This is a genomic window from Avibacterium sp. 21-595, assembly GCF_023611905.1.
Classification (GTDB): Bacteria; Pseudomonadota; Gammaproteobacteria; order Enterobacterales; family Pasteurellaceae; genus Avibacterium.
In genome coordinates, this window is the sequence record NZ_CP091455.1 from 937,484 (window position 1) to 963,050 (window position 25,567).

Annotated in this window: 21 protein-coding genes and 1 pseudogene; 11 read left to right on the forward strand and 11 right to left on the reverse strand. The window is 41.9% G+C overall.

The features are described 5' to 3' along the window. The first annotated feature begins 29 nt into the window (after nt 1-29). The gene (locus L4F92_RS04445) at nt 30-1,433 is read left to right on the forward strand and encodes a YcjX family protein (protein ID WP_250364361.1); all 1,404 of its coding nucleotides are present in this window, start codon (nt 30-32) and stop codon (nt 1,431-1,433) included. A 21-nt stretch (nt 1,434-1,454) separates the two neighbouring features. Beyond that, nucleotides 1,455-2,510: a TIGR01620 family protein gene (locus L4F92_RS04450; RefSeq protein ID WP_250364362.1), complete on the forward strand. Its 1,056-nt coding sequence runs from the start codon at nt 1,455-1,457 to the stop codon at nt 2,508-2,510. A gap of 235 nt (nt 2,511-2,745) precedes the next feature. Here the strand turns inward: L4F92_RS04450 and L4F92_RS04455 are convergent, their stop codons facing one another. The 6 genes from L4F92_RS04455 to L4F92_RS04480 form a co-directional block, all read right to left on the reverse strand. Beyond that, entirely contained in the window at nt 2,746-4,056 is a 1,311-nt protein-coding gene (locus L4F92_RS04455) for a nucleobase:cation symporter-2 family protein (RefSeq protein WP_250364363.1), read from the reverse strand. Nucleotides 4,057-4,229: 173 nt separating this feature from the next. After that, nucleotides 4,230-5,636 carry a basic amino acid/polyamine antiporter gene (locus L4F92_RS04460; RefSeq protein WP_250364364.1) on the reverse strand — a complete coding sequence of 469 codons (1,407 nt, stop codon included), beginning with the start codon at nt 5,634-5,636 and terminating at the stop codon, nt 4,230-4,232. A gap of 11 nt (nt 5,637-5,647) precedes the next feature. Next, nucleotides 5,648-6,541, reverse strand: coding sequence for a homocysteine S-methyltransferase family protein (locus tag L4F92_RS04465; protein WP_250364365.1), 894 nt, complete (start codon nt 6,539-6,541; stop codon nt 5,648-5,650). Between the two features lie 264 nt (nt 6,542-6,805). Further along, nucleotides 6,806-7,897, reverse strand: a complete 1,092-nt coding sequence (gene ychF / locus L4F92_RS04470) for a redox-regulated ATPase YchF (protein ID WP_250350552.1) — start codon at nt 7,895-7,897, stop codon at nt 6,806-6,808. Between the two features lie 16 nt (nt 7,898-7,913). Beyond that, a complete protein-coding gene (pth, locus tag L4F92_RS04475) occupies nt 7,914-8,504 on the reverse strand; it encodes an aminoacyl-tRNA hydrolase (protein ID WP_250350551.1) in 591 nt (196 codons plus the stop codon). Nucleotides 8,505-8,552: 48 nt separating this feature from the next. Next, on the reverse strand, nt 8,553-8,969 hold the full coding sequence (locus L4F92_RS04480; RefSeq protein WP_250350550.1) for an EamA family transporter: 417 nt from the start codon (nt 8,967-8,969) through the stop codon (nt 8,553-8,555). Between the two features lie 94 nt (nt 8,970-9,063). Between L4F92_RS04480 and L4F92_RS04485 the strand changes: the two genes are divergently transcribed. From L4F92_RS04485 to xseA, 4 genes and pseudogenes are all read left to right on the forward strand, one after another. Then, nucleotides 9,064-9,495 (forward strand): type II toxin-antitoxin system RatA family toxin, encoded by a 432-nt coding sequence (locus L4F92_RS04485; protein ID WP_250364366.1) that lies wholly within the window; start codon nt 9,064-9,066, stop codon nt 9,493-9,495. After that, a pseudogene (locus tag L4F92_RS04490) lies at nt 9,495-9,770 on the forward strand (RnfH family protein); the annotation flags it as partial. The gene L4F92_RS04485 and the pseudogene L4F92_RS04490, both read left to right, overlap by 1 nt. Before the next feature lie 127 nt (nt 9,771-9,897). After that, a complete protein-coding gene (locus L4F92_RS04495; RefSeq protein ID WP_250364367.1) occupies nt 9,898-11,094 on the forward strand; it encodes a ribosomal protein uL16 3-hydroxylase in 1,197 nt (398 codons plus the stop codon). Nucleotides 11,095-11,174: 80 nt separating this feature from the next. After that, nucleotides 11,175-12,632, forward strand: coding sequence for an exodeoxyribonuclease VII large subunit (gene xseA, locus L4F92_RS04500; protein ID WP_442778852.1), 1,458 nt, complete (start codon nt 11,175-11,177; stop codon nt 12,630-12,632). A gap of 824 nt (nt 12,633-13,456) precedes the next feature. Here the strand turns inward: xseA and fdhE are convergent. The 4 genes from fdhE to fdnG form a co-directional block, all read right to left on the reverse strand. After that, nucleotides 13,457-14,365, reverse strand: a complete 909-nt coding sequence (gene fdhE, locus L4F92_RS04505; protein WP_250364369.1) for a formate dehydrogenase accessory protein FdhE — start codon at nt 14,363-14,365, stop codon at nt 13,457-13,459. Nucleotides 14,366-14,452: 87 nt separating this feature from the next. Next, nucleotides 14,453-15,139 (reverse strand): formate dehydrogenase subunit gamma, encoded by a 687-nt coding sequence (locus L4F92_RS04510; protein ID WP_250364370.1) that lies wholly within the window; start codon nt 15,137-15,139, stop codon nt 14,453-14,455. Further along, entirely contained in the window at nt 15,132-16,055 is a 924-nt protein-coding gene (gene fdxH, locus L4F92_RS04515; RefSeq protein ID WP_103853121.1) for a formate dehydrogenase subunit beta, read from the reverse strand. Before fdxH ends, L4F92_RS04510 begins: the two co-directional genes overlap by 8 nt. 1 nt (nt 16,056) lies before the next feature. Next, nucleotides 16,057-19,113, reverse strand: a complete 3,057-nt coding sequence (fdnG, locus tag L4F92_RS04520) for a formate dehydrogenase-N subunit alpha (RefSeq protein ID WP_250364371.1) — start codon at nt 19,111-19,113, stop codon at nt 16,057-16,059. Nucleotides 19,114-19,382: 269 nt separating this feature from the next. Between fdnG and fdhD the strand changes: the two genes are divergently transcribed. The 4 genes from fdhD (at nt 19,383) to L4F92_RS04540 (ending at nt 23,355) form a co-directional block, all read left to right on the forward strand. Continuing rightward, nucleotides 19,383-20,210, forward strand: coding sequence for a formate dehydrogenase accessory sulfurtransferase FdhD (fdhD, locus tag L4F92_RS04525; RefSeq protein ID WP_250364372.1), 828 nt, complete (start codon nt 19,383-19,385; stop codon nt 20,208-20,210). 82 nt (nt 20,211-20,292) lie between these two features. Then, complete coding sequence (locus tag L4F92_RS04530; RefSeq protein WP_250364373.1) at nt 20,293-20,508, forward strand: cation transporter; 216 nt, start codon at nt 20,293-20,295, stop codon at nt 20,506-20,508. Nucleotides 20,509-20,558: 50 nt separating this feature from the next. Then, a complete protein-coding gene (locus tag L4F92_RS04535; protein WP_442778845.1) occupies nt 20,559-22,787 on the forward strand; it encodes a copper-translocating P-type ATPase in 2,229 nt (742 codons plus the stop codon). 112 nt (nt 22,788-22,899) lie between these two features. Next, nucleotides 22,900-23,355 (forward strand): DUF441 domain-containing protein, encoded by a 456-nt coding sequence (locus L4F92_RS04540; RefSeq protein WP_250351707.1) that lies wholly within the window; start codon nt 22,900-22,902, stop codon nt 23,353-23,355. Nucleotides 23,356-23,451: 96 nt separating this feature from the next. Here the strand turns inward: L4F92_RS04540 and smpB are convergent, their stop codons facing one another. Next, nucleotides 23,452-23,934, reverse strand: a complete 483-nt coding sequence (smpB, locus tag L4F92_RS04545) for an SsrA-binding protein SmpB (RefSeq protein WP_250364374.1) — start codon at nt 23,932-23,934, stop codon at nt 23,452-23,454. A gap of 129 nt (nt 23,935-24,063) precedes the next feature. On the opposite strand from smpB, the gene ubiD reads away from it, so the two are divergent. Then, nucleotides 24,064-25,533 carry a 4-hydroxy-3-polyprenylbenzoate decarboxylase gene (gene ubiD / locus L4F92_RS04550; RefSeq protein ID WP_250364375.1) on the forward strand — a complete coding sequence of 490 codons (1,470 nt, stop codon included), beginning with the start codon at nt 24,064-24,066 and terminating at the stop codon, nt 25,531-25,533. Nucleotides 25,534-25,567: the final 34 nt, after the last annotated feature.

The following is a 25,567-nucleotide window of genomic DNA, read 5'->3' on the forward strand; positions in this document are numbered from 1 at the left end:
AAAGTATATTAGCGAAATTTAGAAATAAAATGTTTGATTATATTCAAAAAGAGCTGGATAACCTCATTGACCGTGGATTTGACCGCACTTTGCGTTTAGCCGTAACTGGACTAAGCCGTAGCGGAAAAACGGCATTTATTACCAGTCTTGTGAACCAACTTTTACATATTAATACGCTGGATAACCCCCATTTATCCTTATTTTATGCGGCGCGAGAGAAACGGATTTTAGCGGTAAAACCCATTGAACAACGCACGATGCACATTCCTCGTTTTGAATATGAAAAGAACTTGGAATGTTTGACAGACACCCCCGCACGCTGGCCTGATTCTACCCGCGGAGTGAGCGAAACACGCTTGGCAATTCGTTATCAACAGCGTGGCTTGTGGCGTCATTTAAAAGAAACCGGCACACTTTATCTTGATATTTTTGATTATCCGGGGGAATGGCTATTAGATTTGCCGTTGCTTGAATTAGATTTCCAACAATGGAGCGAGCAACAGCGCGAACTTATGCAAGGGAAACGCCTTGAATTAGCGCAAAAATGGCAAGAAAACGTAGCGAAAATCGATTTATTCGCCAAAGCCGATGCCGCTGTTTTGGTGCAACTGGCAAAGGATTACACAGAATACTTATTAGCTTGTAAAGCACAGGGCTTGCATTTTATTCAGCCGGGGCGTTTTGTCTTAGCGGGGGAATTGGAAGGTGCGCCTGCGATGCAATTTTTCCCTTTGGTTCATATTAATAAGGCGCAATGGCAAGCCCTAAAAAAAGCGGATAACGACAGCTATTTTGCTGTTTTGACAGATCGTTACGATTATTATTGCCAACATATCGTCAAAGGTTTTTATCGTGATTATTTTTCTACCTTTGATCGTCAAGTGATCTTGGCGGATTGCCTTACCCCCCTTAATCATAGCCAACGCGCTTTTTTAGATATGCAAGAAGGTTTACAAGCCCTGTTTAAAAGTTTTCATTATGGCAAACGCACCTTTCTCAACCGCTTGTTTTCACCAAAAATTGACAAATTGATGTTTCTTGCGACCAAAGCGGATCACATCACCAGAGAGCAACACCATAATTTAATTAGCTTACTACGCCAGTTAGTACAAGAAGGGGGGCGTTATGTGGCGTATGAAGGCATTAAAACCACATACGATGCGATTGCTGCGATTCGTGCGACACAACAAGTTAAGGTGAATCAAAATGGAAAATTTTACGCCGCGATACAAGGCATTCGGCAAAAAGATCAGCAAAAAATCACCCTTTATCCCGGGGATGTGCCAAGCCGTTTGCCAAACGCACAATTTTGGCAAACACAAGGATTTGAATTTGATCAATTTGAACCGCAGCCCCTTGAACCGGGCAGTGCAATTCCTCATTTAAGAATGGACGCTGTATTGCAATTTTTGTTAGCGGATAAACTGGATTGATCGCAAGAGAGAAAGATAACAATGGAAAAACAAATTTTTCACACCGCACTTGAAGATCGAGAACAACAAGCTTTTGCACCGAAACAAACCTTTTCACAAGAAAATTTAATCATAGAAACGGATGTAGAAGATGAATCGGGCGATCTCGCACCACAATTTGAGCAAGCGCTCCAACCTAAACCCCGTTGGTGGAAAAAATGGCTGGCAGGTTCAGCGATCTTTTTTACTGGCGCGCTGATTGCACAGTCAATACAGTGGTTGATTGATACGTGGCAACATCACCAATGGATTTATTTTTCTTTTGCGCTGGCAAGTTGCTTTTTTGTGGTGTTGGGAATTGGTGCAATGGTGAACGAATGGCGTAAGCTCGTACACTTAAAAAAACGAATGGCATTGCAAGAGAAAAGCCAATTTTTATTAAACAAAAGTGCGGAGGATTTTCAGCAAGATTTTTCTGTACAAGAAAGCGAAAAAGTGCAACAGCTCTGTCAAGACATTATCAAAGCGATGGATATTTCACCGCAATCACCAGAAGTTATCCAATGGCAAAAGCAATCTAATGAAGGACATTCTGCTAGCGAACGTGCCGATCTGTTCAGTCAAACCGTATTAAAACCGATTGATAAACAAGCACAAAAACTGATTAGTAAAAATGCCATTGAAGCGGCGGTAGTTGTTGCAGTGAGTCCTTTAGCGGTGGTGGATATGTTTTTTGTAGCGTGGCGAAATATTCGTTTAATCAACCAATTAGCTAAACTTTATCATATTGAACTGGGGTATTTTAGCCGTTTGCGTTTATTGCGAATGGTCTTGTTGAATATGGCTTTTGCGGGGGCAACGGAAGTGGTCAAAGAGATTGGAATGGACTGGCTTTCGCAAGATGTGACGGCAAAATTTTCTGCCCGTATCGCACAAGGTGTTGGGGTTGGGCTGCTTACCGCAAGGCTTGGTATTAAAGCGATGGAATTTTGTCGCCCGCTTGTTTTTAAACAGGAGGAACGTCCACGTTTAAAACATATTCAAAAAGACGTATTAGCGCATTTAAAAGCGCTACTCTTGCCAAGTAAAAAAGCTTAATCATTGATAAAAATATTGCCCTAAGCATTAATGTGCGAGGGCAATGTTGATTAGGGCGTATCGCCAGTAGCTTAATGCGGCTTAATGGTCTGAAAATCCCAAAATCTAGCAAAACTCAGTGAAATGGCTTGAAAAAATTTTCTCCATTCCCCGCGCAATTTGCCTTATTTTGTGGATAATGTGGTCTAGTTTTAGCCACATTATCCCAATAGCGATCCGCTAATAGAATCGCTACTTAGCCATTTTCTTTTGTATTTTTATCTTGTGGTAGCACCAAGTTTAAAATCAAGGCTAATAATGATCCCACGGTAATGCCAGAGCCAAGGACTTCTTTAAAAAAGTGCGGGAGTTTTTCGAGCAATTCTGGACGAGTAGTAACGGCTAAGCCACAACCAATGGAAATTGCGATGATTAATCCGTTGCGTTTGCTGCGTTCAATGCGATCTAACATTTGAATTCCCGCTGCAATAATCATTGCAAACATCATCAAACCCGCGCCTCCAAGCACTGGAAGTGGAATGGAAACAATTAACGCACCGAATACAGGGAATAATCCTGCTAGCACTAATAATGCTCCTGTTATGGCGACCACATAACGGCTTGCTACGCCAGTGAGAGAAATCACACCAATATTTTGTGAGAAAGAGGAAAACGGCGTGGTGGACATTATTGCAGCAAGGGCTGAACCTAAGCCATCACATAACACGCCACCGCGTAAATGTTTACCCGTGATTTCCGTTTTAGTGGCGTTACCTAAAGCTAAGAAGTTACCACTTGATTCCACAATGGTTACCAAATAGGCGATAGACATACCAATAATGCCGGAGAGTGGGAAGGCTAAACCAAAATGTAACGGTTGCGGTACGGCAAAAATTTGTGCGTGTTTAACCCCATCAAAATTCACCCAACCTAGAGCAAGCGCCACTATATAGCCTGTCATCATTCCAATAACAATGGCGGCAGCGGAAAAAATGCCTTTGCCCCATTGAACTAAAATGACCACAATGACCAATACAAAGCTCGCCATTAGCAGATTTTCTGGTGTGGCATAGTTGGGATCAGTGCGTTGTCCACCGGCAAACCAATCTACGGCAACAGGAATCAGGCTAAGACCAATCATCATCACTACCGTTCCGGTTACCACTGGTGGAAATAATTTACGGATATAGGGCATAAAGAAACTGCCGATGATCATTACCAGCGATCCCACGAGGGAAGCGCCTAAAATCCCTGCAACGCCATCTTCACTAAAGCCAATGGCAAGCGCAGCGGCAACAAAGGTGAAACTTGTTCCCATTACGCTTGGTAAACGAATACCAATTGGGCCTAAGCCACGGCATTGGATAATGGTAACCACACCGGAGATAAGTAAAGCGGCATTGACTAAGGTGATGGTATCCGCGGTAGGTAGCTTGAGTACATTACCAATCACCAATGGTACAGCGATAATACCGCCTAATGCGGCAAGTAAATGTTGAGCGGCTAATAATAGACTTAACCCAAAAGGTGGTTTGTCTTCAACCGAATAGAGTAGATTGTTGTTCATAAGGCTTTCCTAGTCGATAAAAAATAGGGCGAATTATACTGTATATTTTATTTTAAGCAATCGTTTGCTTTTTTGGCGGTGAAAACATTGTAAAATGACACCGCACTTTATTTTTTCCTATTTTTTACCGTAGTGAGAAAAAGCAGAACGATGTGATCTGCTTTTTAGATAACTTAGAATTCAAAATTTATCAGTACGTTAATTGCCCAAATAAAGAGTAATGCAAAAAGGACAATCAGGGCTTTTTCAGCGTGGTTTAAATTGAATTTGCCTTGCGATTGGTGGCGAGAATATAGGAATAGCGCAATACCGGGTACATATAACGCCACAGAAATCAGCAGATAATCAAGTCCTGCGGCATATAAAATCCATAGCCCATAAAGTGTGGCAATAAATCCCGTGAGTTTAATATACCAAGCACAATGTTGCTGAAAGGCTAATTTTAGCAAGTAAGCGCCAATCAGTAAGTAAGGCACTAAGATCATTGAAGTTGAAATCAGTAGTAATGCTTCATAGGTCTTGCCTGTGAGTAAAACCAAAATAAGGCATAGCTGTACCACAAAGCCGGTAAACCATAAGGAGTTAATCGGCACATCATTGTCATTGAGTTTATTCAGAATTTGTGGAAATGCCCCATTTTTAGCACCTCGATAAGGGACTTCTGCCGAATACATCGTCCAGCTAATGTAAGAAGCGAGTACAGAAATAATTAAGCAGACGGTAATGAGAACTTTGCCACTTTTGCCGATCATTAATTCTAATAGCCCAGCCATAGAAGGATTTGCCATTTGGGCAATAGTCTCTCTTGGTAAAAGACCTAAAGAAAGCACCGTAATTGCAATATAGAGTAATAACGCAATAATGATGCCTAATACGGTTGCAATGCCCACATCGCTGCGTTTTTTTGCGTGAGCGGAGAGTACGGCTGCCCCTTCAACCCCAGTAAAAACCCACAAAGTGATGAGCATTGTATTTTTCACCTGATCACTCACTGTATTATTTAATGCGATTCCTTTTATATCGCCATTAAAGGTTTCTGGAGAGAAAAAGCAAAAGGCGAGCGCAATAAATAAAATAAGCGGAAAGACTTTAACGAGGGTGGCGATTAAATTAACAGAAGCGGCTTCTTTGACCCCTCTTGCAATCAAAAGATGAACAAGCCACACCACCAGTGAAGAACCGATAAAAGAGGCGAGGGTATTGCCTTGCCCAAAAATAATGACATTTTCGCTATCTGTAAAGGTACCAATACCTTCAAAAGCAACAACTAAGTAGCCCACAATCCCAATAGTTGCACAGAGCCAGTAACCCCAAGCGGATAAAAATCCCATTAATTCACCAAAACCTTCGCGTGCGTAGGTATAAATCCCACCGTCTAACTCAGGTTTAAGGCGTGAAATAAAAAAGAAAGATAATCCAAGAAAAATAATCCCAATGCCAGTAATCAGCCAGCCAATCAGTAAGGCTTCTGATCCCGCAACAGCAGCCATATTTTGCGGTAAGCTGAAAATTCCTGAGCCAATCATCGAACTCAGCACGAGGGCGGTAAGAGAAATTAAACCAATTTTTTTATTTGACATCCTGTATTTCCCTATTTTTTGAAATAATCTGAAAGTGCTTGAATATGCTCTAAGCCAATACCACAGCAACCGCCAATAATACTTGCGCCAGCACGTTGCCATTTTTTCGCCCAAACTAAATAGGCTTGAGGATCAAGATCTTTACGTACTTCGTCTAATCCTTCATTGGCGGTTGCTTCTTTGGTTTGTGGGGCAAAGGCGTTGGCATAAGCCCCTGTGGCAATGTGTTCAGCCTGATGTTTTTGTAGTACCTGTTGGGTTACTTGTAAGGCTTGTTCAATCACTTCTGGCTGACAGCAGTTAAATAAAATGGCACTCACGCCTAATTCAATCATTTTTTCTACCGCACTTTGTACTGATTCCCCTGAACGTAGGCTCGCTGGAAGATGCGGGTTTTCATCTTGCAAGGTAAAGGAAACCCACAGAGGACGATCATCGGGTAATAACGGTTTGATTGAGACAGGCTCAATAATGGCACTTTGGGTTTCGCATAACCAAAGATCAACATAAGGGGCAAGCCCATTGATGAGTGGCAGAGCAATATCTTTAACACGCTCAGCTTGAAATAAATCAGGTCGATAAGAGCCAAATAAGGGAGGTAGAGAACCCGCAATTTTAATGGCTTTTCCGCTATTTTTCACCGCATTTTTAGCCAGACGACCAGCGAGATCGGCAAGCATTTTGCCATCAGCAACAAAACGTTGTTCACCAATGTGAAAAGGCACAACCGCATAACTATTCGTGGTAATCACTTCTGCACCATGGGTAATAAAGTTCTGATGAACCTGTTCAATAGCTTGTGGTTTTTCATAAAGTGAAAGTGCCGACCATTCTGGTTGGCGAAAGGGTGCGTTTAAACGCATTAATTCACGGCTCATTCCACCGTCAAGAATTGTGATTGTCATTTTTGCTTCCTATAAAGTAAAAAATAAGATGATATTAACCTGTCATTTGATGAGGGTATTTTAATCTACACTCATTTAATGAAAAGAACACGTCCGTTTACATTAAAAATAAAACAGTGAACTGATCTTTCTATCATAAAGAGGTAGTAACACCGTATTATTTTAAGCTGGAACAACTGTAATTAAAAAAATACCGCACTTTTTCTAAAGTGCGGTAATATTTTTATCTATTTTTTAGATCAAAATAGCATAAGCTAGAATGAATTAGACATTAAAACGGAAATGCATTACATCGCCATCTTGAACAATATAATCTTTCCCTTCTAAACGCCATTTTCCTGCTTCTTTTGCCCCATTTTCGCCTTTGTACTGAATGAAATCAGCATAAGAAATGACTTCGGCGCGAATAAAACCTTTTTCAAAATCAGTGTGGATGACCGCAGCGGCTTTTGGTGCTGTGGCGCCGACGGAAACTGTCCACGCACGAACTTCTTTAACGCCAGCTGTGAAATAAGTTTGTAAATTTAATAGGGCATAACCTGCACGAATAACACGGTTTAAACCCGGTTCATCAATGCCTAGATCTTGCAGAAATTCCACTTTTTCTTCATCATCCAGTTCTGCAATTTCAGATTCAATTGCCGCACAAACAGGCACAACCACCGCCCCTTCTTTTTCCGCAATTTCACGTACACGATCTAAATAAGGATTATTTTCAAAGCCATCTTCATTCACATTGGCAATATACATTGTTGGTTTTAATGTAAGGAAGTTATAGCTCTTAATGGCGTGTAATTCGTCTTTATCTAATCCGACAGAACGAATCATTCCGGCATTTTCTAACACAGGGAGGATTTTTTCCATAATGGACAATTCAAATTTTGCCTCTTTATCGCCACCTTTAGCACGTTTAGTTAAACGTTGAATGGCGCGCTCACAACTGTCTAAATCAGCCAGGGCGAGTTCCGTGTTAATGGTGTCGATGTCTTCAGCGGGATCAATTTTTCCGGCAACGTGAACAATGTCATCATTTTCAAAACAACGTACAACGTGGCCAATCGCATCGGTTTCACGAATATTAGCAAGGAATTTGTTACCTAATCCTTCCCCTTTGCTTGCGCCAGCAACAAGACCGGCGATATCCACAAATTCCATTGTAGTTGGTAAGACGCGTTCAGGTTTAACAATTTCCGCTAATGCGTCTAGACGTGGATCTGGCATTGGCACAACGCCAGTGTTTGGTTCAATGGTACAGAACGGGTAATTTGCCGCTTCAATACCTGCTTTTGTTAATGCGTTAAAAAGGGTGGATTTGCCCACGTTTGGTAAACCTACAATACCACATTTAAATCCCATAATATTTCCTTAATGTTTAATTTGATGCTTTAAAACTATTGAGTCGATTTGTTGCTTTGTTAATGCCTTCTTTGATGAGAATTTCCACGCACACAGTGGCTTCATCTAAGGCTTTATCAATCAGTTGCCAATCTGTTGGTGAGGGTTTACCTAGCACATAGGCGGAAACCAGATTTTTATCACCCGGGTGTCCAATCCCCACACGCAGGCGATAGAAATTTTTATTATTACCTAGCTGAGCAATGCTATCACGCAAACCGTTATGTCCACCGTGTCCGCCCCCTTGCTTAATTTTGGCAACACCGGGAGGAAGATCAAGCTCATCGTGAATAATCAGCATTTCTTCTGGTTTAATGCGGTAAAAATTGGCTAATGCACTCACCGCTTTACCGCTTAAATTCATAAAAGTAGTGGGGACGAGAAAACGAATTTCTTCGCCAAAAATCACCGCTCTTGCGGTTTTTCCGAAAAATTTACTTTCTTCTTTCAGTTGAAAATTAAATTGACGGGCAAGGCGATTAATTAACCATTCCCCCGCATTATGGCGAGTTTCGGCATATTTATCCCCTGGGTTAGCCAGCCCAACAATGAGTTTAATTTCTGACATACTTTCTTTAACTGGACAAAAATAGTGGGCTATTGTAGCGAAAAACAGTTATAACGCCAAGACCAATACACCCGCTAAAATTAAAATTGAACCGATAATGAGTTTTAAGCTGATGGCTTCGCCTAATATTACCACCCCTAACACAATGGCGATAACCACGCTAAGTTTATCAATGGGGGCGACCCAAGAGGCGGGGGCAAGTTGTAATGCACGATAATAGCAAAGCCAAGAAAGCCCCGTAGCAACCCCTGATAAAAGTAGGAAAATAAAGGGCTTTGCGGCGATATGTTGGGGGAGTTGCCATTCGTTACGCAGCGTAATAATACCACCAGCCACAACCAATACCACAAGGGTGCGAATAAACGTAGCAAGGTTGCTATTTATCCCCTCCACGCCAAGTTTGCCCAAAATGGCGGTGAGTCCGGCGAAAAATGCTGATCCAATGGCGAAAATGACCCAATTCATCGTTTTTCCTTATTTTTTCGTGCGTTTATCACCGCACTTTTGTTTGATATTCGCTATAATAGCAAAGTTTTTTTAGAGAAAAATAGAAATAAAAATGCCAAGAGTTAATCAAAGTGCCTTAGTGCCTTACAGTGCCAAACAAATGTATGATTTGGTGAATAATTATGAACGTTATCCGGAATTTGTGCCGGGCTGTGTGGAAAGCCGAACGTTAAGTCGTGAGCAAAATCAGCTTACCGCAGAATTAGTCATCAGCAAAGCGGGCATTCGTCAGCGTTTTACCACACAAAATACAATGCTGGAAAATCAGCGTATTCAAATGCAGTTGGTGGAAGGCCCGTTTAAATTTTTGCAAGGGGAATGGCAGTTTGTGGAAATTGATGAGCAGTGTTGCAAAATTGCCTTAACACTGGAATTTGAATTTTCCAATCCGATTATTGCAATGGCGTTTGGGCAGATTTTTACTCATTTAACCAGTAAAATGATCGATGCGTTTAAGCAGCGTGCCAAGGAGGTTTACGCCTAATGTCTAAATTAAAAATTGAAATTGCTTATGCTTTGCCTGATCGTTATTTTTTGAAAACCTTGCATATGGAACAAGGCACAACCGTGCAAACCGCAATTTTGCAATCAGGTATTTTACATCAGTTTAGTGAAATTGATTTGCGTGAAAATAAAATTGGGATTTTCAGCCGTCCAGCAAAATTAACTGATCTTGTAGAAGACGGGGATCGCATTGAAATTTACCGCCCTTTACTTGCTGATCCCAAAGAGATCCGCCGTAAGCGTGCGGCACAACAGTTACAAGAACAGCAAGCACAAAAGCAAGCTGAAAAAGAAGCGAAAAAACGCGCAAAACAATTAGCCCAAGATCAACAATCTGTATCCCAATTGGCAACACCATCTTCAACTCAAGAGGAACAAGGCAATGATTAAATTTTGTTTACCTGAACACATTAGCCCTGAACAATTTTTACAAGAATATTGGCAAAAGAAACCGTTATTAATTCGCAACGGTCTTCCACAAATTGTGGGACAGTTTGAGCCACAAGATATTATTGAACTGGCGCAAGGCGAAGAGGTTACCGCGCGCCTAATCAAGCAACATAGCGATGAAAATTGGGAACTTAAGGTTAGCCCATTGATAGAGCAAGATTTTGCTAATGTGCCAACACAATGGACGGTACTTGTACAAAATATGGAGCAGTGGTCGCCTGAATTGGGGCAATTATGGAATGCGTTTGGTTTTATTCCACAGTGGCAACGAGATGATATTATGGTGTCTTATGCACCGCAAGGTGGCTCAGTAGGGCGACATTATGATGAATATGACGTGTTCCTTGTGCAAGGGTATGGGCATCGCCGTTGGCAACTCGGTAAATGGTGCGATCCTAGCACAGAATTTAAGACTAACCAGCCGATCCGTATTTTTGATGATATGGGCGAATTGTTACTTGATGAAGTGCTTGGCCCCGGTGATGTGCTTTATGTGCCTTCCCGTTTATCCCATTATGGGGTGGCACAAGATGATTGCCTGACGTTTTCTTTTGGCTTACGTTATCCTAATTTAGCGGATATTTTTGAAAATGTGGCAAAAGCCTTTAATCAACCTAGCTTAGAATTGGATCTCAGTGAATTTTTAATTCCTCTCCGTCTTCACCCTGATCAGCAACCAACAGGGTTATTGGCACAGCAAAATATCACCACAATAAAGCAACAGTTCCTTGCTAGCCTTGCACAAAGCCCACAATTTGATGCCTTATTCAAACAAGCCTTAGCAAGTACAGTGAGTAGCAGACGCTACGAATTATTACCAACGGAAGGGGAGTACGATCCTGAAGAAGTGCGATCGCTTTTGGAAGAAGGGGGCTTGCTTTCACAAGATAATAATTGCAAATTGCTTTATACCGAACAGCCATTGCGTCTTTATGCCAACGGTGAATGGCTAGATGAACTCAACCCGTTAGAAGCCCAAATTTTACAACGGTTATCTGATGGAGAAAGCCTGAATTTAGCGGATTTACACGAGTTAATGCGTGATATGCAAGACAAAGAAAGTGTAATGGAACTCTTGTTAGACAGTCTATGCAACTGGCTTGATGATGGTTGGGTGTTATTGGATTAAATATGGAAAATAGTGCAATTTATTCTGTTTCGCAACTCAATCAGCAGGCTCGCCAATTATTGGAGGGGCAGCTTGGGCTTGTGTGGCTCACAGGCGAAATTTCTAATTTTACTCAACCGGTTTCGGGGCATTGGTATCTCACTCTGAAAGATGAAAATGCTCAAGTGCGTTGTGCAATGTTCCGAATGAAAAATCTGCGTGTCTCATTTCGCCCACAAAATGGTATGCAAGTCCTCGTTAGGGCAAGTGTCAGCTTATATGAGCCACGAGGGGATTATCAGCTTATTATTGACACAATGCAGCCAGCAGGTGAGGGATTACTGCAACAGCAATTTGAAGCCTTAAAAATGAAATTGGCGGCGGAAGGATTGTTTGCCCAAAATCTGAAAAAAAACCTACCGCACTTTAGTCGCAAAGTGGGCGTGGTTACTTCGCCGACAGGGGCAGCATTACAAGATATTTTGCATATTTTACAACGTAGAGATCCTAGTCTAGCGGTGGTGATTTATCCCACTGCCGTTCAAGGTAAAGAAGCCACGGCTGAAATTGTGCAAATGATCGAGCTTGCCAACCGTCGCCAAGAAGTGGACGTATTGATTGTTGGGCGTGGCGGTGGTTCATTAGAAGATTTATGGTGTTTTAATGAAGAAGCCGTGGCGCGAGCAATTTTTAATTCCGTCATTCCTGTGATCAGTGCGGTAGGACACGAAACCGACATAACCATTGCTGATTTTGTTGCAGATGTGCGTGCGCCCACCCCATCGGCGGCAGCAGAATTGGTAAGCCGTGATCAGCAAGAATTATTGCAACAGCTTGGCTATAAACGCCAGCATTTAGAAATGGCGTTAGATCGATGTTTTAATGAAAAACGCCAAGCATTAAATCAGCTCGTGTGGCGTTTGCAAAATCGCCATCCACAAATTCAGTTTAATCAACAAAAGGCACAGCTAGAACAGCTTGCTTACCGTTTACAGTTTGCAATGCAACGGGAAGTGGAAAAATCGCAACAACAGATTGCCGTGCAACATCAACGTTTGCATTTAGCCATAGCGCGAAACCTTGCTATAAAAAAAGAATATTCACAAAAACTTCGCCAACGCTTGCAACATTGCCATCCACAAACACAGCTCAATCAGCGAAAAGCACACATTCAACAGCTAGGTTATGGCTTAAAACTTGCAATACAAGGTTATTTCACGAAAAAACAACAAAATTTCACTGCACTTAATGAACGGTTGCACAATAATCCATTACCTTATCGTTTGCAAAAGCAGGCTCAACATTTGCAACAATTAAATGTGCGGTTAGCTTTTTCTACGGAAAAACAACTGGCAAACAAACAAGGGTGTTTTGCGACGTTGTGCCAACAATTAGACGGATTAAGCCCATTGAAAATTCTTTCCCGTGGTTATTCCATCTCTGAAAATGAACAAGGCATTGCAATTACCCAAAGTCGCCAAGTGAAAGTGGGCGAGCGTGTGAAAACACAGTTAATGAATGGCATAATTTATAGCCGTGTTGAACAAATAGAAAAATAGTCACTTAATTTTGAAAATAAGATAGCGTTGGTTCGCCTTATTTTTGTACGAGTTATGTTGAACCGTATTGCCTTATTCCAACTTTAAACAGAGATAATTCCTGATATCTAAAAAAGATAACAATAATTTTTCTTTTTGAAGAAAACGCCTTCTTTTTTTGAGATAGATGAAAAAAATAAAAATTTTAAAATTTTTCACGATTTTAGTTGCATTTCGTTTTTTTTTTTTACAATAGGGAGGATTTATCTTGATTTTATTGAGATAAAGCTAAACGAAATATTTTATTCATCTTTGTGGTTAAGGCGACTTAACCACTTTTTTTTTGTTTTTAAAATGGGTGATTGTATTTACTTTCCCACTTAAAGAAGTGAAGTGCGGTAAAAAATAGTAAAATTTTCTACTGCACTTTATAAATAAGAAAGGTTTTCTATCTCTATCACCTTGATGCCTTACTAGCGAGCCAATGGTGTATTGTTATCTTGCTTTATTTGCAAACATAAAAGAATTTCCCTCACTTTAGGGAAAAAAATAAAAATTTTAAGATTTTTCACGATTTTAGTTGCATTTCGTTTTTTTTTTTTACAATAGGGAGGATTTATCTTGATTTTATTGAGATAAATCTAAACGAAATATTTTATTCATCTTTGTGGTTAAGGAGACTTAACCACTTTTTTTGTTTTTAAAATGGGTGATTGTATTTACTTTCCTCCTTAAAAAAGTGAAGTGCGGTAAAAAATAGTAAAATTCTCTACCGCACTTTATAAATAAGAAAGGTTTTCTGTCGCTATCGCGTTGATAGTTTACTGGCGAGCCAATGGTGGTTTTTACCCTGCTTCATTTGGAAACATAAAAGGATTTAATCCACTACGCGAAAGACCTTTTTCTTCCATTTCAATATCAAGATAGATACTTGCCAAATCATCAGCGATGGCTTCGACATAAGGGTCTTTCTCTTGATACATCATTTTCAGATAGCTATGGCAATCGCCGCAGCTTTCGGCTTTAACGGGGGCTGATTCGCTGTCAATTGACCAATAATCTAGTTTCCCCGTGTGATTACAATTGGTGCATTTGCTACGCACGACATTCCATTCACTTTCACATAGAGAGCAATGTACATAACGTAAACCTTGCTCTGAGCCAAAATGCACCACGCTGGCGGTCGGCGGGGCATTACATACTGGGCAAAGATGAAGGTGTTCACCGCTTTCCATTTTGCTATTTTGTGGCAACTGCTGTGCAAGCTGAATCCAATAAAGGGAAAGTGCCGCCCAAATAAAGAGGGCTTTATCGCTACTGACTTCTGAAAATTGTTGCGCGAGTAATTTGTCAGCAAGCTGTTCAAGCTCGTTGTCGGAGGTTTTTTCTAAATTCTCAATGGTAGCTTGAACGTTTTCAGTTCCATTATTTTTCATTTTATTGAGCAACGCGTGAAATAAGGTTCGCCATTGTGGATCGCGCTGCCATTGGGTAAGATTAAGTGGAACGCTTGTTTCCGCATTAATTTCAATTTTTTGCGTAACAGGCTGTTCGTTCAGTAGGGCGAGTTGGCAATCTACAATACTTGCCGCAAAGTTAAGGTAATTCGCCATTGGGTGATTTTGCGCCAGAGAACGTAAGCGTTCAGCTCGGCGTTGGTAAAGATTTTTGGGGTTGGAAAATAAGAGAACAGGGTGATGAAAAGAGCTAGCAGCTTGTACAATTTCATCTTTTGGTAGGATTTTGATACTCATAATTTTTCATCAGCTTTTGTCAATAAAGAAAGTGCGGTGTAAATTTGCAAAATTTTGCAAAAAATCACCGCACTTTGCCATCGTTAATTAGTTAGTGTGCTTTTCTTTCGCTTTTTCTGCGGCTTCTTTTTCAAGTTCAGGCAGAATGTCTTCACGGAACCAGCGTGGGTGATGTTTTTTCGCCCAGCGTACCGTTACCCAACCTTCAACCATTCCTCGAATAGAACCTTTCACCCAAAATGCCATATACATATGCACCATAATGCCGGTAAAGAGCATAAAGGCACTGGCAGAGTGGAGTAAAATTGCAATGCGAATTACCGGAATTGGGAAATTATGGGAGAAATATTGTCGCCACATAATAATCCCTGTTGTCAGTAATGTGAACATTGCTAGAATAAGCGTCCAAAACAGCATTTTTTGCCCTAAATTATATTTTCCGTTGTCTGAAACGGCGTGTTCGTTGCCTTTTAAGACTTCTTTAATATTTTTGAGCCATACCCAGTCATTTTTCTCCGGAATGTTATGACGCCAATAAATCAAGCAAAGATTAATAAACGCCACAAACATCACTAAGCCTGTGAATGGGTGGATAAAACGGGCAATTCTTGGATTACCTAAAATTTCCGTTAGCCAAGCAAAATCAGGGAAGAAAAAGGCAAGCCCTGATAAGCCAGTGGTGAAGAAACAAATTACAAGTAGCCAATGGCTTAAACGCGCAGGAAATTTATGGCGAACAACTCGTTGATCGTTGCTGATCTTAAATTTACTCATTTTCGCCTCCTTTATGTGCTTGTTCGTCTTCTGGCACGACTTCTTCGTGTTCTTCTAGATCTTCCGTATTTGGCCCTACTGCAAGATAGTGCGCAATTTCAGAAAGCACTAAGCCTCCCATTGCCACTGCTGCAACTGGTTTCAATACGTCTTTCCATAATTTCACGGTAACGTCAATTTGTGGATCTTTCGGTAAGCCTGAGTAAAGCTCTGGCTTATCAGCGTGATGTAACACATACATAACGTGTGTGCCGCCCACGCCTTCTGGATCATAAAGCCCTGCATTTTCATAACCACGGGATTTGAGATCCGCAATGCGAGTTTCCGCATAGTGTTTCATTTCTTCTTTTGTACCGAAATGAATTGCGCCTGTTGGACAGGTTTTCACACAAGCGGGTTCTTGACCCACGGTAACGCGATCAACACAAAGCGTACATTTGTACACACGGTTATCTTCAGGGTTCATTCGTGGAATGTTGAATGGACAACCTGCGATACAATAACCACAACCGATACATTTATCCGATTGGAAATCAACAATGCCGTTTGCATACTGAATAATCGCACCTGGTGAAGGGCAAGATTTTAAACAGCCCGGTTCACTACAGTGCATACAGCCATCTTTACGGATCAGCCATTCTAGACGGTCATTTTCTTCAACTTCATTGAATTTCATCACCGTCCAAGCTTTGGCATTGAGATCAATCGGGTTATCGTATGAGCCGATACATTTTTCCGGCTCGGCACGAATATCATTCCATTCTGAACAAGCCACTTGGCAGGCTTTACAACCGATACAAGTGGTAACGTCAATCAGTTTTGCCACTTCAAGCTGATGATCTCGCGCTTGCGGTGGTGGTGTTAATCCCGATGTTGCAGAGGCTTTAATAATATCTTGCGATTGAATAGTTCCCATATTATGCCCCCACTTTCTCAATATTTACCAACATACATTTTGATTCCGGTGTTTGTGTATTTGCATCACCTGCGCGAATGGTGAGGTTATTGGCAAAGAAGCCTTTTTTGCTTACCCCTGAGAATCCCCAGTGAATTGGGATACCTACGGTATGCACGGCTTTGCCATCGGCAGTGAGTGGGCGGATACGTTTGGTTACCACGGCTACGGCTTTAATATAACCACGTTTTGAGGTAACTTTGACATAATCACCATTATTGATGCCTTTCTCTTTTGCAAGTGCTTCGCCAATTTCAACAAATTGTTCTGGCTGGGCAATTACATTGAGTAACACATTTTTCGTCCAGAAGTGGAAATGTTCTGTTAGACGATAGGTTGTACCCACATAAGGGAATTCTTCCGAAGTACCAATGTCTGCTTTATCGCTTTCCAAAATACGCGCCACAGGGTTAGATACGACATTTGGGTGCAGTGGGTTTGTGCCAATTGGTGTTTCAATTGGTTCGTAATGTTCTGGGAACGGGCCGTCAGCCATACGTTCACGCACGAATAAACCACTTACCCCTTCAGGTTGCATAATAAATGGTAGGGTAGGACTATTTGGTGGCGCAGTACCGAAGTCTGCCACGTCCACATAGTTCCAGTTTTTGCCATTCCATTTAATTAACTGGCGTTTTGGATTCCAAGGTTTACCGGATAAATCCGCACTTGCACGGTTATAGATAATTCGACGGTTCATCGGCCACGCAAAGCCCCAACCTAGGGTATTACCTAAGTTAGATGGATCTGCGTTATCGCGATTCGCCATTTGGTTCCCTTTTTGTGTCCATTGACCCGTATAAATCCAGCACGCACCAGAGGTGCTACCGTCATCACGCATTTGCGCGAAACTTGATAGTAGATCGCCTTTTTTCAAGATGACATTACCGTTGGCATCAAGCAGATCTTGTAAGGCGTAGCCGTTCATTTCTTTTGCCACTTCTTCTGCTTTTGGCTCAAGTGGGTTGTCATACTGCCAGCTCATTGCCTCAAGGCTATCAAGGGATACGCCACCTTCTTTGTGGTAAAGCTCGATTAATGCCGCTCTTAATTCAGAAAGAATCTCGCCATCACTTTTTGCTTCAAATGGTGGTTCAACAGCTTTCCAGTGCCACTGTAACCAACGCCCAGAGTTAGCGATTGAACCGTGTTCTTCCACGAAACAAGTTGTTGGTAAGCGGAATACTTCGGTTTGAATTTCTTCTGTTTTCACGTCATTAAATTCACCGTAGTTTTTCCAGAATTCAGAGGTATCCGTGATTAACGGATCCATAATCACTAAGTATTTTAACTTACTTAAGGCTTTAATGATTTTGCCTGAATTTGGATAAGAGGCAACAGGGTTCATTCCTTGGCAGAAATAACCATTTACACGACCTTGATACATTTCATCAATGTAGCGCATTTGATCCATACCGCCTTTCGGCAATTTCGGTAAATAATGGTAGCCGAATTCATTTTCAGCAGTGGCTTTTTCACCAAAGAAGGTTTTCAGCATACTTACCATAAATTTCGGCGTATTTTGCCAGTAGTTCACCTGATCTTTCATCATTGTTTTTGGCGTAATACGGTTTAGGAAGTTTTCTAAACTGGTATCCGCTTCGGTTGGCAATGGAATATAGCCAGGCAACATATGTGGGAATAAACCTAAATCCGTAATCCCTTGTACATTTGAGTGTCCACGCAACGCATTCACACCACCGCCAGAAACCCCGATATTACCGAGTAATAGCTGGATCATCGCCATCGTACGAATATTTTGTGAACCCACAGTATGTTGAGTCCAACCTAATGCGTACATAAAGGTTGCCGCTTTGTCAGGTGCAGAGGTTTTGGCAATTTCTTCACAGAATTGTAAGAAACTTTTTTGTGGTGTACCCGTGATACGTTCTACCATTTCAGGGGTATAACGAGAAACGTGATCTTTTAACAGATTAATCACGCAACGAGGGTGTTGTAAGGTCAGATCACGAATAGGCTGACCTTCCGCATCAAATTGATAACGCCAAGTTGAACGATCATATTTGCGTGTTTCAGGATCATAGCCTGAGAACAAGCCGTCTTCAAACTTGAAGTTCTCATCAACGAGGAATGCCGCATTCGTATAATGTCTAACGTATTCGTGTTGGATTTGATCTTTTTCTAATAAATAACGAATAACGCCAGATAAAAATGCAATATCTGTACCAGAACGGAGTGGCATATAAATATCTGCAACTGAAGCTGTACGGTTAAAGCGTGGATCAACCACCATTAACTTCGCACCATTTTGTTTTTTCGCTTCAATCGCCCAACGGAACCCAACAGGGTGAGCTTCCGCTGCGTTACCGCCCATTACAATGACTAAATCGGAATTTTTAATATCAACCCAGTGGTTGGTCATCGCACCGCGACCAAATGATGGAGCAAGACTTGCTACCGTTGGTCCGTGTCAGATACTCGCTTGGTTGTCGGTATAAATCATCCCGAGTGAACGAACAAATTTTTGCGTTAAGATACCTGTTTCATTGCTACAAGCCGATCCGGCTAAGAAACCCGCGGTCATCCAACGATTAACAGGGGTACCATTTTCATTGTTTAACACAAAGTTAGCATCGCGGTCTGCTTTCATATGTTTAGCGATGCGTTCAATGGCTTCTTCCCAAGATATACGTTTCCACTCTGTTGAGCCTGCTTCACGCACTTCAGGGTATTTCACACGACGAGGGCTGTTTACATAATCTAATGCACCAGCCCCTTTAGGACAAAGCGCGCCACGGCTAACTGGATGATCGGGGTCACCTTCAATATGATAAAGTTTACCCACGCTATTTTTTGCGCCATCACCTAAGCTGTATAACAACATACCACAGCCTACGGCACAATAGGTGCAGGTATTACGGGTTTCTTTACCGCGTAATAACTTGTATTCGCGAGGTGCTGCTAAAGCGGTTGCTGGGGCAAAGCCCAACATCGCCGCAGACGTCCCTGCCATACCACCTGCACAGATCTTAAAGAACTTTCTTCTTGTGACCTGCATAGAGATGCTCCTTAACCAACAAAATTGTTGTGTTATTGTGTAGTAGATTCGTTTTTTATAGATATTCGTTTGGGCTAACTGAATTGTTCACATTTTTTATTTACCAAATAAACAACGGTAAGTCGCACATTTTCACCGATGAAATAATTCAGTTACAGTATAGTTTGTTGTCAAATTGTATTACAATTAGCACAACATAATACTGTGGCTAGGATACGCCTTTTCACACCTAAAATCTATAAGTAATCTTGATTAGAAAGGAAAAATTCTTGAGCTGGATCACAAAATTAACAGTTAATTTTTTCAAAAAATTAACAAATAATAAACATTCTCAACACATACCAATTTGGCAAGAAAAAGAAGAAATACTCGCAATAGAAACCCCGGTCGCCTTGGTTTATAACGGCATTAGCCACACAGTAATGATGTGTTCCCCGCAAGATTTAGTGGATTTTGCCCTTGGGTTTTCCTTAACCGAAGGCATTATCGAAAAGCCCGCGGATATTTATGGAATTGATGTTGAAGAAACCTGCAATGGCATTGAAGTACAGATAGAAATTGCCACACGTTGCTTTGTCGCGCTCAAAGCGCGTCGCCGCACCTTAGCCGGGAGAACGGGCTGTGGCATTTGTGGCACAGAACAGCTTGATCAAATTCATAAAAATTTCCCTATTTTACACCGCACTTGTGTTTTGGATATTTATCGCCTTGATGATTGTCTGAAAAAATTACATTCAGCCCAACAGCTTGGGCAACAAACAGGCTCAACGCACGCGGCTGCCTTTTTTGATTTACAAGGTAACTTGCTTGCTATTCGGGAAGATGTTGGTCGTCACGTGGCTTTGGACAAATTGCTAGGTTGGCACGCCAAACAGCCAAAGCAACAAGGTTTTGTCTTAATTTCTAGCCGAGCTAGCTATGAAATGGTGCAGAAAGTTGTGAGTGCAGGCATTGAATGCTTAGTTGCTATCTCAGCCGCAACAGCACTTGCTGTACAACAAGCTCAACAAAGCCACCTGACTTTAATTGGTTTTGCCCGAGAGGGCAGGGCGACCGTTTATACTGGTAAAGAGCGGGTGGATTTTGCAGAGAATTGACTTTTAAAGGGAATGACAGAGCCTTGACTCTAACCCTATGTTAAGGTTTATGCTACAACCAAATTTTTACTAGAAGGACAAAATGATGAAAAAAACTGTTTTAGTATTAAGTGATTTATCCTGCCAGCATTGCGTGAAATCTGTACAAAAAACGTTAGATAATATTGCGGGCGTGCAACGTGCAGAGGTGAGTTTGGATAGCGCCGTTGTAGAGGGAGAGGTTGATCCACAAGTGTTGATTGATGCCATTGTTGAAGCAGGTTATCAAGCACGCCTTGCCGATACGCCTGCAAAGTAAGTTCACTACCCGAATCTTCCACAGAAATTTCTCCCCCTGATCCTGTGGTAGTGGGCGAGCATCAGGATCAGGTTACGCTTTTACTTGATGGCTTAAGTTGTGCCGCTTGTGTGATGAAAGTACAAAACGCCTTACAAGCCGTGCCACAGGTTGTGCAAGTGCAAGTCAATTTAGCGGAACAAACCGCCTTAGTCAGTGGTAATGCCACGCCACAGTCTCTCGTTACTGCCGTACAACAAGCAGGTTATGGCGCGGAAGTGGTGAATGATGATGTGGTGCGAGCGGAAAAACAGCAATGTAAAACCACGCAAGAAGTGAACCAGCGTAAATGGCAAGGCATTATCGCCCTTGGCTTAGGGGCGATATTAATGCTTTGGGGGTTACTTGGCGGCACAATGAGCGTTAGCCAAAACAATCGTGCCTATTGGTTGGTTGTGGGAGTGCTGGTTTTGCTGATAATGATTGTTACAGGCAAACATTTCTATCAAAAGGCTTGGCAAAATCTCTTTCATCGTACCGCTACAATGGATACTCTTGTAGCATTGGGAACGGGGACGGCTTGGCTTTATTCAATGGTTGTTTGTGTTAAGCCTGATTTTTTCCCGGAGAATGCACGCCATTTATATTTTGAAGCGGCGGCGATGATTATCGGTTTTATCAATTTAGGTAAAATGTTTGAAGCAAAAGCGAAACAACATTCTTCGCAGGCATTGGCACGCTTGCTTGATCTGACGCCTAAAACCGTGCATTTGATGACATCACAAGGCACGCAAGACATTCCCCTTGCGGCGGTGAAAGAAGGAATGTTATTACGCTTGCAAACAGGCGAACGTGTTGCCGTGGATGGAACAGTTACCGAAGGGCAAGGCTGGTTTGATGAAAGTATGCTGACCGGCGAACCTCTCTCAGTGCAAAAGCACGTTGGGGATAAAATTAGTGCTGGCACGCTGATTTCAGATGGCACGGTGATTTATCGCGCAGAACAAATTGGTGAGCAAACGACGCTGGCAAATATCATCAAATTAGTGCGTCAAGCGCAGAGTAGCAAACCGAAAATAGGGCAACTTGCCGATAAGATTGCCGGTATTTTTGTCCCGATTGTGATTGGCATTGCGTTACTGGCAGGCTTGATTTGGTATGTTTTCGGACCTGCTCCACAATTTTCTTATAGTTTGGTGATCTTTACTACTGTACTTATCATTGCTTGCCCTTGTGCTTTAGGGTTAGCTACGCCAATGTCGATTATTTCAGGGATTGGGCGTGCGGCAGAATTGGGGATTTTAGTGCGTGATGCCGATGCCTTACAAAAAGCCGCCAGCGCCGATACGATTGTGTTTGATAAAACAGGCACGCTGACAAAAGGTTCGCCAAAAATCACCGCACTTTATTGTTTTAATGATTATTCAGAAAAACAAGTTAGTCAGCTTGCAGCAAGTTTAGAGCAAGGATCAAATCACCCGTTAGCAAAAGGCATTGTGCAGTTTAATCAAGAAAAACAAGGTGAGATCAAGCCACTCAACGCCTTTACCACGTTGCAAGGTTTAGGTGTGCGTGGGAAAGTGGAAACATTTGAATTATTACTTGGTAATCAAGCCTTAATGATACAGCAAGGGGTGGATATTCAACCTGCAATGGCGATATGGCAACAGCAAACAGCAAGCGGAGCAACGGTGGTGTTTTTCGCGATAAATCAGCAATTAGCTGGGGTGTTTGTAATAAGCGATCCGCTAAGAGAAGATTCAGTTCAAGCGTTACAACGCTTGCATAAACAAGGTTATCATTTGGTGATGCTTACGGGAGATCAAGAGAAAACGGCTCGTTCTTTGGCACAAGGTACAGCGATTGATAAGGTAATCGCTGGCGTTTTGCCTGCTCAAAAAGCCCATATCATCAAAGCATTACAACAAGAAGGGCGTAAGGTTGTAATGGTCGGGGACGGCATTAATGATGCCCCCGCCCTTGCACAGTCAGATGTGAGTATTGCAATGGGAAGCGGCTCAGATATTGCCATTGAAACCGCAGAATTAACCTTAATGCGACATCATATTTCTGCGGTGGCAGATGCACTTTGTCTTTCTAAAGGCATTTTACGCAATATGAAGCAAAATCTGTTTGGCGCATTTATTTACAACCTCTTAGGCATACCCATTGCGGCTGGTTTGTTGTATCCCTTGTTTGGTATTTTGCTTAACCCGATGATCGGTGGGCTTGCTATGGCGTTATCTTCTATTACTGTGGTGAGTAATGCCAACCGTTTACTTACCTTTAAAGTAGAATAAAAACGGCACATAATGAGCTTTATTTTTGTGAATTAGACAAAGAAAAAGCGTATAATTCTGCCATCTTAGGCACACTAAAAGTGCGGGCTTTTTTTGAATTTTTGAGGCAATGATGACATTACAATTTAACGCAATCGCCTTGCTATTGGTGATTTTGATTTTACTTGGTGTGTTAGGTAACAACAGCTCAATCACCATTTCGGCAACGATTTTGCTATTAATGCAGCAAACCTTTTTAGCCAAATATATCCCTTTTATGGAAAAATATGGTCTAAATATCGGCATTATTATTCTTACTATTGGTGTGCTTAGCCCAATTATTTCAGGCAAAATTCCCTTACCAAGTTTTACTGAACTGTTGAACTGGAAAATGTTTTTAGCCATTGCGGTGGGGGTGCTGGTTGCGTGGTTTGGTGGGCGAGGGGTAAATCTAATGGGCGCACAACCCACCTTGCTCACAGGCTTATTAGTTGGCACGATTTTAGGGGTTGCCTTTGTTGGCGGTATTCCAGTGGGGCCATTGATCGCAGCGGGGATTTTGTCGTTGTTTTTAGGGAAAACGGGGTGAAGATAACTTTTTAAATAAAAAAATTAGCCCCTGTTTTGACAAGGGCTAATTCAAAAATTCGCTAATTTCTCACCGCACTTAATTATCGAAGTGACATTAATTTCGCATCGCATTTTTCATAATACGATCTTTCGCCACTTGCCATTCGCGATCTTTAATATCGTTACGTTTATCCACCTGTTTTTTCCCTTTCGCCACGCCGATTTTAATTTTCGCCCAAGGGCCTTTCCAATAAAGAGAAAGGGCAACAATGGTAAACCCATCACGATTTGCTTTGCCGAATAATGACGCTAATTCTCGTTCTTTTAGCAATAATTTACGAGTACGCGTTGGATCGCACACAATATGCGTTGATGCCACACTTAAGGGCTGAATCGTTGCCCCGAATAGATAGGCTTCACCGTCTTTGAAAATAATATAGCTATCGCTAATATTGGCTTTGCCTGCACGCATTGATTTCACTTCCCAGCCTTGCAAGGAAAGCCCCGCTTCGATTTCATCTTCAATAAAATACTCGTGTCTTGCACGTTTATTTAGGGCAATGGTATTTGATGCTTGTTTTGTTTTTTTCTTTGTCATTTTTATACATTTATTCTGATAAAATTGTCGCCCATTCTACCCAATCTAGGGAAAAATCGCAAAAGCACTTGCGTTGCAAAGCAATCTTTATAACAATGATGCCACAATTTTTGCATTGAGTAAGCATTGATGAAATATAAGAATTTACGCGATTTTTTGCAGCTGTTAGAAGAACAAGGTGAATTAAAACGCATTTCGCAAGAAATCGATCCTTATTTGGAAATGACCGAAATTTCCGACCGCACTTTGCGCGCAGGAGGGCCTGCCTTATTATTTGAAAACCCAAAAGGGTTTGCGATGCCCGTGTTGTGTAACTTATTCGGTACGGCAAAGCGTGTGGCGCTTGGAATGGGGCAGAATGATGTGTCAGCATTGCGTGAGGTGGGCAAATTACTTGCTTTCCTTAAAGAACCAGAACCGCCGAAAGGATTTAAAGATTTATGGGCAACGTTGCCACAATACAAACAAGTGCTAAATATGCCCGCAAAAGTGCTAAATAAAGCCCCTTGTCAGGATATTGTCCTCCGTGGTGATGAAGTCGATTTATATCGTTTACCAATTATGCAATGTTGGAAGGAAGACATTGCCCCTCTTATCACTTGGGGATTGACTATCACCAAAGGTCCCAACAAAAAACGACAGAATTTGGGAATTTACCGCCAACAGCTTATCGGCAAGAATAAATTGATTATGCGCTGGCTTTCGCATCGTGGTGGCGCATTAGATTTCCAAGAATGGAAAGAACAACATCCTGATAAGCCTTTTCCAGTGTCTGTGGCATTGGGGGCTGATCCTGCGACAATTTTAGCCGCGGTAACCCCTGTTCCAGATAGCCTGTCTGAATATGCCTTTGCAGGATTATTGCGTGGTAATAAAACCGAAGTGGTGAAATCAGTGAGTAATGATCTTGATGTGCCAGCCAGTGCGGAAATTGTCTTGGAAGGTTATATCGAACCGAATGAAACCGCGTTAGAGGGGCCATACGGCGATCACACGGGATACTATAACGAGCAAGAATATTTCCCTGTGTTTACTGTTACTCACATTACAATGCGGCAAAACCCGATTTATCACTCCACTTATACAGGACGACCACCTGATGAACCAGCGATTTTAGGCGAGGCATTAAATGAAGTGTTTATCCCTATTTTGCAAAAGCAATTTCCTGAAATTGTGGATTTTTATTTACCTCCCGAAGGCTGCTCCTACCGTCTTGCCGTGGTGACAATGAAAAAGCAATACGCAGGACACGCCAAGCGCGTAATGATGGGGGTTTGGTCTTTCTTACGTCAATTTATGTACACCAAGTTTGTCATCGTGTGTGATGATGATATTAATGCAAGAGATTGGAAAGATGTGATCTGGGCGATTACCACTCGCAGCGATCCAGCACGAGATTGCACCATTGTGGAAAATACCCCAATCGATTATTTAGATTTTGCTTCGCCGATTGCCGGACTAGGCTCTAAAATGGGGATTGATGCCACAAATAAATGGGCAGGTGAAACGGATCGCGAGTGGGGAGTACCAATTAAAAAAGATCCTGAAGTGGTCAAGCGAGTGGACGAAATTTGGCAAAGCCTAGGTATTTTCGATTAGTGATTGATTAAGGCTTATTAATTTTTAATAAAAC